8 protein-coding genes and 1 tRNA gene are annotated in these 8,989 nt (G+C 35.1%); 4 read left to right on the top strand and 5 right to left on the bottom strand.

The window, feature by feature from the left end:
• Positions 1-82: 82 nt before the first annotated feature.
• The 4 genes from guaA to A9G30_RS10370 all read left to right on the top strand — a co-directional run bounded on the left by guaA (position 83) and on the right by A9G30_RS10370 (position 3,082).
• Entirely contained in the window at positions 83-1,666 is a 1,584-nt protein-coding gene (gene guaA, locus A9G30_RS10380; RefSeq protein WP_065588906.1) for a glutamine-hydrolyzing GMP synthase, read from the top strand.
• 253 nt (positions 1,667-1,919) lie between these two features.
• Complete coding sequence (locus tag A9G30_RS12740; RefSeq protein ID WP_335340074.1) at positions 1,920-2,135, top strand: Arm DNA-binding domain-containing protein; 216 nt, start codon at positions 1,920-1,922, stop codon at positions 2,133-2,135.
• Positions 2,136-2,734: 599 nt separating this feature from the next.
• Positions 2,735-2,808 (top strand) — tRNA-Cys (locus A9G30_RS10375).
• A 79-nt stretch (positions 2,809-2,887) separates the two neighbouring features.
• On the top strand, positions 2,888-3,082 hold the full coding sequence (locus A9G30_RS10370) for a thermostable hemolysin delta-VPH (protein WP_065581761.1): 195 nt from the start codon (positions 2,888-2,890) through the stop codon (positions 3,080-3,082).
• A gap of 64 nt (positions 3,083-3,146) precedes the next feature.
• On the opposite strand, the gene uvrA is transcribed toward A9G30_RS10370, so the two are convergent.
• From uvrA to A9G30_RS10345, 5 genes are all read right to left on the bottom strand, one after another.
• Positions 3,147-5,987, bottom strand: a complete 2,841-nt coding sequence (uvrA, locus tag A9G30_RS10365; protein ID WP_141672082.1) for an excinuclease ABC subunit UvrA — start codon at positions 5,985-5,987, stop codon at positions 3,147-3,149.
• Between the two features lie 228 nt (positions 5,988-6,215).
• Positions 6,216-7,154, bottom strand: a complete 939-nt coding sequence (locus tag A9G30_RS10360; RefSeq protein WP_442903270.1) for a sugar kinase — start codon at positions 7,152-7,154, stop codon at positions 6,216-6,218.
• 15 nt (positions 7,155-7,169) lie between these two features.
• Complete coding sequence (locus tag A9G30_RS10355) at positions 7,170-7,649, bottom strand: YhcH/YjgK/YiaL family protein (protein ID WP_065580791.1); 480 nt, start codon at positions 7,647-7,649, stop codon at positions 7,170-7,172.
• A 461-nt stretch (positions 7,650-8,110) separates the two neighbouring features.
• On the bottom strand, positions 8,111-8,713 hold the full coding sequence (locus A9G30_RS10350) for a hypothetical protein (RefSeq protein ID WP_065580517.1): 603 nt from the start codon (positions 8,711-8,713) through the stop codon (positions 8,111-8,113).
• A 79-nt stretch (positions 8,714-8,792) separates the two neighbouring features.
• A partial coding sequence (locus tag A9G30_RS10345; protein WP_141672080.1) for a DUF4878 domain-containing protein occupies positions 8,793-8,989 on the bottom strand: 197 nt, incomplete at its 5' end.

Here is an 8,989-nt window from a genome sequence, read left to right as displayed (position 1 = left end):
TAATTAATACTCTCAATTTAATTGGTAAATGGTACAATATCAGCCTAATTTTGTATTAGTTCATAGTTTAGGAATAAAATTGATGAAAAAAGACATCCACCAGCAGCGTATTTTAATTCTTGATTTTGGTTCGCAAGTTACCCAATTAATTGCTCGCAGAATTCGTGAAATTGGTGTGTATTGTGAACTTTGGCCATGGGATGTGTCAGAAGAAAAAATTAAAAAATTCAATCCTAAAGGTATCATTTTATCCGGTGGACCAGAAAGCACTACCGAGCAAAATAGCCCACGAGCACCTGAATATGTTTTTAATGCTGGCGTACCTGTACTTGGGATCTGTTATGGTATGCAAACGATGGCAATTCAAGTAGGGCAGGGGGGACAAGTTACCGCTTCTAATCAGCGTGAATTTGGTTACGCGAAAGTTGATCTTGTTGCAAAATCTAAATTAACTGAAGGCATTTTAGATAGTATAAGCGATGCGGGTACTGAGCAACTTGATGTTTGGATGAGTCATGGTGATAAAGTCACATCATTACCCGATACTTTTACCTTAATCGGTCAAACAGAAACTTGCCCATATGCGATTATGGCAAATGATGAAAAACAGTTTTATGGTGTGCAATTCCATCCAGAAGTCACTCATACAGTGAAAGGCTTTGAACTATTGCAACGTTTTGTAATTGATATTTGCCATTGTGAAAAATTATGGACGCCATCTTCAATTATTACCGATGCGGTAGAGCGTATAAAAGAGAAAGTTGGCAAAGATAAAGTACTACTAGGCTTATCTGGCGGTGTTGATTCATCCGTTACTGCGTTATTATTACACCAAGCAATAGGTGATCAGTTAACGTGTGTTTTTGTTGATCATGGTTTATTACGTTTAAATGAAACACAACAAGTAATGGACATGTTTGGCGATAAATTTGGTTTGAATATTATCGCGGTTAATGCTGAAGAGCGTTTTATGACTGCATTAAAAGGCGAAGTTGATCCTGAAGCTAAACGTAAAATTATTGGTCGTGAATTTGTTGCGGTATTTGATGAAGAAGCAGCAAAATTAAAAGATGTAAAATGGTTAGCTCAAGGTACAATCTATCCTGATGTTATTGAATCTGCTGCTGCCGATACAGGTAAAGCACATGTGATCAAATCACACCATAATGTTGGTGGCTTACCTGAAGATATGAAAATGGGCTTAGTTGAACCCCTACGAGAATTATTTAAAGATGAAGTACGTAAAGTGGGCTTAGAGCTGGGCTTGCCTTATGATATGCTTTATCGCCACCCATTTCCAGGCCCAGGTCTTGGCGTTCGTGTGCTTGGTGAAGTAAAAAAAGAGTATTGTGACTTATTACGCAAGGCCGATGCTATCTTTATCGAAGAACTTTACAAAGCCGAGTTATATCACAAAGTAAGCCAAGCGTTTACCGTATTTCTACCGGTACGCTCTGTTGGTGTGATGGGCGATGGGCGTAAATATGATTGGGTTGTTTCACTGCGTGCCGTTGAAACTATCGACTTTATGACAGCTCATTGGGCTCATTTACCTTATGACTTCTTAGGACGCGTATCAAACCGTATAATCAACGAAGTCAACGGTATATCGCGTGTTGTGTATGATATAAGTGGAAAGCCCCCTGCGACGATAGAATGGGAGTAATTGCAATCCATCTTATAGGATCTTATTATAGTCTTTTTTATTAATATTAAGCCTTGTATAACAAGGCTTTTTAGCCTCAATCAATCTTATATCTTCTCATTTTAGCTTATATTTTTTGTCGGTAATGTTGATAGTATTAACGTTTGATATAAACATCTTATCAAAAGTACCGACAATGCTGACGGTATCGAGGTGTTTTATGTTAACAGAAACAAAGCTAAAATGAATAAAACCTAAAGATAAGTAGTATAAAATTCCAGACCCTGACTGTTTGTATGTTGTAGTATTAAAAACGGAGACAATAGTGCTTCGTTATGATTATCGTATTAACGAAAGAAGAGAAATAATGATGTTTGGAAAACAGGGTGAAATTTCACTATCTGAAGCTAGAGATAAATTACTAGAAGTTAAAGAATATTGGCAAATAATATTTCTCTGCGAGGGAAAGCAACTTAGAAAACCATCATGAATAATGACGTGTTTGGTTATTGACTAGAACGTTGGTTTGCGGATGTTGATTATACAGATAGAACGCATGATGTTACTAGCGGGATAATTAATAGAGATGTTGCACCGAAATTCGAAAAGTTATTATTGTCGGAAATAACGCTTGATGTATTACGGTAATATTGTGAGAAGTTAAAAGCAAGAGTGCTAGTTACGACAGTAAGCGCGCGATATTAATTAGTATGTTTTTTACATATGCAAAGACGAGAGGGGCTCTAATTATGAAAATTCTGCCGATCATGAGAAAGGGGCATCAATAGCTACTTTTTTGCTGTACTATTTTAGGTGGTAGTTACACTGCTTAAAGTTATTTGATAACATAAGGAATATTTTGTAATTTTTATTATTTACATCATTGTTATAAGGCTGTAATTATTATTAATTAACTTTGAAGATTATTTTTATTTAAATATATTGAACCACTAGATTTTTTGCCACGAATAATTAGGTTATAAAAAAATAAGTTAAAAACAACGTGATTGCTGTAATTATAATCTATTTAATCTTGACGATTATTCAAGGCAGTGCTACTATTTACAGCCTATTCAGACAGACCACTAAGGCGCGTTGGCAGAGTGGCCATGCTGCGGATTGCAAATCCGTCTACCTCGGTTCGACTCCGGGACGCGCCTCCATTTAAATTAATCATTTTTCTATTTTATTGGGTTTCATTTATTTTTCAATTTGGCGATCATAATATTATCAATATTAACTATGAGCTACTTTAATTATCATGCGAAAGCGAAGAAGTTAATCAAGAATGGCGATCTTGTTAGGTATGAATTTGTTGATGATTGGAATGGTATTAAACCTGCGTTAGTTTTATATTTAAAAAATGCTAATCCTATGCCGATTAGAGAATATCGGTGGGATGAATATTTGCCATTGTTGAACTCTTCATTTGAATAATGCAAAGAATGGGCGTTATATTTCGCCCATCTTATATGTTTTGAGTAGAAGTAATAGCACTTGGCTATTTGACTTTTTGTTTTTCTAACAATGGTTTTAAATATTTTCCCGTATAGGACTGTTTAGATTTTGCCACTTCTTCTGGTGTGCCTTCAGCGATAATTTCACCGCCACCATTACCTCCTTCAGGACCCAAATCAACAATCCAATCAGCAGTTTTAACCACATCCAAGTTATGCTCGATAACAACAATGGTATTTCCTTTATCTCGCAATGAATGTAATTGTGCTAGCAATTGCTTCACATCAGCAAAATGTAAACCAGTTGTTGGCTCGTCTAATATATATAAAGTTCGACCTGTATCTCGTTTAGATAACTCTTTTGCAAGCTTTACACGTTGTGCTTCACCGCCCGATAATGTGGTCGCTGATTGCCCAATAGTAATATAAGACAATCCAACATCAATCAATGTTTGTAGCTTGCGTGATACCATCGGTACTGCATCAAAAAATTCACGACCTTCTTCGACGGTCATATTTAAAATTTCGTTAATCGACTTACCTTTATATTTGATTTCTAAGGTTTCACGATTATAACGGGCACCATGACACTGATCACAAGGCACATAAATATCGGGTAAAAAGTGCATTTCAACTTTAATTAATCCATCACCTTGACAAGCCTCACAACGTCCACCTTTAACATTAAAGCTAAATCGACCAGGTGTATAGCCCCTAGCACGCGATTCTGGTACACCAGCATAAAGTTCACGGATCGATGTAAAAAATCCAGTATATGTTGCAGGATTAGAACGAGGTGTACGACCAATTGGGCTTTGATCAATGGCAATGACTTTATCAAAATAATCAAGCCCTTTAATCGCTTTATACGGTGCTATATCGCTTTTTTCTGCACCATTAAGTTCATTTTGAGCTAATGGATATAAGGTGTCATTAATTAAAGTTGATTTTCCCGATCCTGATACCCCAGTAATACAGGTAAATAATCCAACAGGAATATTTAATGTAACATCTTTGAGATTATTTCCCGTTGCACCAATAAGCGATAACATTTTTTTCTTATCAACTTTAGTGCGATCAGCTGGAATTTCAATTTGTTCTTTTCCAGATAAATATTGCCCTGTTAAAGAGGTTTTACATGCCATAATTTGTTTTGGCGTACCTTGTGCTACAACTTCACCACCATGTACACCAGCACCAGGTCCAATATCAATGACATAATCAGCAGCCATAATAGCTTCTTCATCATGTTCAACCACAATAACAGTATTACCTAAATCACGTAAATGCGTTAATGTGTCAATCAAGCGGGTATTATCGCGTTGATGCAAACCGATAGATGGCTCATCAAGTACATACATCACCCCAACAAGCCCTGCTCCAATTTGACTAGCCAATCGAATGCGTTGGGCTTCACCACCTGATAAAGTTTCTGCTGAACGTGAAAGCGTTAAATAGTTAAGACCAACATTAATCAGGAATTGTAAACGATCGTTGATCTCTTTTAATATTTTCTCGGCTATTTGTGCTCGTTGCCCAGTCAATGACAATTTATCAAAAAAGTTTTTAGCTTGTTGCGTACTTAAATCGCTAATTGTCGGTAAATTAGTATCATTTATAAAAACATTTCTTGCTGCTGTACATAATCTTGAACCATCACAGCAAGGACAAGGCCGATGACTAATATATTTTGCTAGCTCTTCGCGGATAGTTTGCGATTCTGTTTCTTTATAGCGACGCGCCAAATTATTAAGAATACCTTCAAACGGGTGTTTACGCTTAACCACATCACCACGGTCATTTGTATACACAAATTGGATTTCAGTGCTACCTGAGCCATTCAATAAGATATCTTTTATTTTTTGTGGTAGCTTTTCATATGGTTTATCAATATCAAATTTATAATGTTCAGCTAATGATTTTAGCATCTGAAAATAATAAAAGTTGCGGCGATCCCAACCTTTAATTGCACCAGCCGCTAAGGAAACTTCTGGCATCTGCACAATCCGTTTTGAATCAAAATATTGTTGTATACCCAATCCATCACACTCAGGACATGCACCCGCTGGGTTATTAAATGAAAATAATCGTGGCTCTAGCTCCGAAATACTATAACCGCAAATAGGGCAAGCAAAATTAGCCGAGAACAAATGTTCTTGGGCTTGCGGATCATCCAAATTTGCTACTTTAACAATGCCATTAGTGATTGAAAGCACTGTCTCAATTGACTCAGCAAGACGAGGTTTTAAATCATCACGAATACGAAAACGATCTACCACAACCTCAATGGTATGTTTCTTTTGTAATTCAAGTAAAGGGGGATCTGAAAGATCATAGACATCACCATCTACTCTTACTCGAATATATCCACTGGCAGCAAGTTGTTCAAATAATTTAACAAACTCACCTTTGCGCTCTGTGACAACGGGTGCAAGTAACATATAACGATTTTCAGCAGGCAACGCCATAATACTATCAACCATCTGTGATACTGTTTGAGCCGCTAATGGTAAGTGATGATTTGGACAACGAGGCTCCCCAATTCTGGCAAAAAGCAATCGTAAATAATCATAAATTTCAGTGATAGTTCCAACTGTCGAACGGGGATTATGCGAAGTTGATTTTTGTTCTATCGAAATAGCAGGGGATAAGCCTTCAATATGATCTACATCAGGTTTTTCCATTAGTGACAAAAACTGACGAGCATATGCCGATAAAGATTCAACATAACGTCGTTGACCTTCCGCATATAGAGTATCAAATGCTAACGAAGATTTGCCCGATCCCGAAAGACCAGTAATTACAACTAGCTTATCTCTTGGAATGGTTACATTAATGTTTTTTAAATTATGCGTTCGCGCACCACGAATATCGATATCTTTGATTGACATAGATCTCTTCTTATATGTGTTTTTAAACTAAATGAATAGAAAACCAACTGTATATTATACCAGTGGCATTTAATTAAATATACTACTATATAGAGAAATGCATTAATTAAGTGTTTTTATACTCAAACACTAATTTTTCTGAAAATTTTAACAAAATACTTGTTGCACTTATTTGTTATAACATGAATAAAAACGGTCATTAATGACCGCTTTTTTGCAAATTTAATTGATTAATTTAGGTGTGGCATCAACGGGAATAATTGCCCCTCGATATTGTATAACTGTACCAGCAACTAAATGGCCTTGCAATGCTGACTGTGTTGGATTCTTTCCGTTTAAACGGGCAGCAAGATAACCAGCACTAAACGAATCACCAGCTGCTGTGGTATCAATTACATTTTCCTTTGCTATTTTATTAGCTGGAACTTCGAAACGACCTTCAGCAGAATCAATAATACAACTATCACTGCCACGTTTGATTACAATTTCAGTAACGCCAAACTGCTTTGTACGTTCAATGACTTGCTCATAAGGCAACTTACCCCATAACAAATCTTCATCATCTAACGTTAAAAATGCAATATCTGTATAGGATAAAATATCGGCATAAACACTACGAGCTAATTCAAGGCTACTCCATAAATGTGGACGGAAATTATTATCAAAGATGACTTTACCGCCATGAGATTTAACACGTTTTAAAAGTGCTAATAATTTAACAATACTTTCAGCATCTAAAATGGCAATACTAATACCACTCAAATAGACATAATCACACTGAGTAATTTGTTGAATGATTTTATCTGCCTCAGATGATTTCAACCAAAATTTAGCGGCAGCATCATTGCGCCAATAATAAAATGATCTTTCGCCCTGTTCATCAGTAACAATAGAATAAAGCCCAGGCAGTTTGTTAGGCATTTTTTGTACTAATTCCGTTTGAATATTTTCTTTTTGCCAACAATTTAACATCTCTTGACTAAAAGGATCAGTGCCAAGCGCTGTGACATAATAAATTGAAAAAACATTATCTTTTAATAAACGTGACAAATAAACAGATGTATTAAGTGTATCACCACCAAAGCCTCGTGTAGTCGAATCTTGTCTCATTGAAAGTTCGATCATGCATTCGCCAATAACCGCAATTTTTGTTGCCATAATATTTACCTAAGATCCTTATTCTAAATTTAAATAATCAAATGCAATTTTTACCACAACTTTACGAACAGTCACCATTTTGCCATCAATTGCGCAAAGTGGTTTATGCACTTCATGAGGAAAAAATACAATAAAATCGTTTGGTTGTAAAACTAATATGGTTTCTTCTTTCGGTGTTTCAATGAAAGCAATATCATTTTCTGTTAATTTATCATCTAAAATTGTTGTGTGAGGCGGTAACGTGCACACTGCCATTCCTTCTTGTCCTTCTAAAACAATCTGAACGTCAATATATTTTTCATGATATTCTGGGTTAGCCTCGTTGATGTGACGTGGAGAATTATCCGATACCATAAAAAACATTTTATCGCCATCAATATCATAACGCCCTATAGGAGTATTCCTATTCACGTTATCTTTAATATATTCAATTGACTGTTTTATTTTTTCTGGAAGATAAGGAACTAACCTTAAATGATTGATATTACCTATAATCATGCTAAATGATCCTTAAAAATATTGATGAAGATTAATACTGATAATGGCATTAATTGCAACTAACTTACACTATGATAAAGCTAATTAAATTAATAAAGAGTATATACTTAAGTCGCCTGTTTTTGTAGATCATTTGCTAATAAGTTTTTATAGCCTTTTATAGTTTAGTCATCGCTTGTTTACGGTTATATGAGATACTAATGTAGAGTAATCTACAAAAAACAAAACGAATACTTTATTGTGATCAAGGAATATAGCGGCTACACCATAAAAAAATCACCATCATTATCAACGTGTTAACATCAGTTGTTTAACCATTGAAAAATGGGTTACGCCAATTCTAAATTGGAAAAGATAATAACGAACTAGTTTATTGTAGAGTGTGGCGATAGTATTTCTTGCCCCTTTTAACGGGTAAATGCGCAAACTCTGGCGCAGAGAGCCATAAACCACCATGCGTTTTATGGATATTTATAGATCCAAGTAATATTGGGATAATTTGCAAATGCTTGGGGAAAGAGATAAAAACCACTTAATGTTGGAAAATGAGTATACTTCCATTCAACATTAAAATCAGGTTGGAATTTAATAATAGAATCAAAAAGTAATGTTGTGCAATAAAGATGGGGTTGTTCTCTTGGTGCTAATATAAAAGCTTCACCTTGTTTGATTAAAAGATCATTGACAATTTGCGATCGCTGCACATCAGACAAAAAATTAGGTCTTGCTATAGCATATTTTTCAGCTAATTCAGGAGTAATAAATTCGTTTAAGGTTGACACAATTACTTGATTGAGGCGATTATTATCATCACTTGTTGTAGCGTGGATAATTTTAATCTCTGGTTGAATTGATATAATCATACCAATATGTGAGAAATCACCGCCACCTAACTGATTGACAATAAAACTATCGGTTTGTATACCTTTCCTAAAAACCCAGTCTCCTACTTTTATAGAATAAGGCAATTCAATGGTTTGATTGGAAGAAGAAGCAAGCTGATTAGCAAATGCAAAATTTATCAGCATGAGAAAAATAATAGGAAAGAAACGGTAATATTTCATCAAAATTGTTTCACAATTAAAAAGGGTAAAATTTTACCCTTTTATCATTTCTAACATAACAATTAACATTAGCTATAATTTATATTTTCATATTAATTAACCATTTACCATCAACTTTGATTAATGAGATGTTTTTTTCATCTTTTTTAGTATTATCTTTGAAAGAAACGCTAATTTGTACTTTAGCCATTGTTTTTTCATCATTGGTATATTCTGCAGGTGCTACTTCGACTTTATCAAAACCACCATGTTTATCGGTAAATGCTTTCCCTCTTT

Source organism: Gilliamella sp. Fer4-1 (assembly GCF_001690515.1).
GTDB lineage: Bacteria > Pseudomonadota > Gammaproteobacteria > Enterobacterales > Orbaceae > Gilliamella > Gilliamella apicola_C.
This window is presented reverse-complemented; position numbering and strand designations above follow the sequence as displayed.

What these genes read in the sequence shown, in the direction of transcription:
- A9G30_RS10355 (WP_065580791.1), bottom strand. Translation starts at nt 7,649, where the DNA reads ATGATTATAGGTAATATCAATCATTTAAGGTTAGTTCCTTATCTTCCA.
- A9G30_RS10350 (WP_065580517.1), bottom strand. Translation starts at nt 8,713, where the DNA reads ATGAAATATTACCGTTTCTTTCCTATTATTTTTCTCATGCTGATAAAT.
- A9G30_RS10370 (WP_065581761.1), top strand. Translation starts at nt 2,888, where the DNA reads ATGAGCTACTTTAATTATCATGCGAAAGCGAAGAAGTTAATCAAGAAT.
- guaA (WP_065588906.1), top strand. Translation starts at nt 83, where the DNA reads ATGAAAAAAGACATCCACCAGCAGCGTATTTTAATTCTTGATTTTGGT.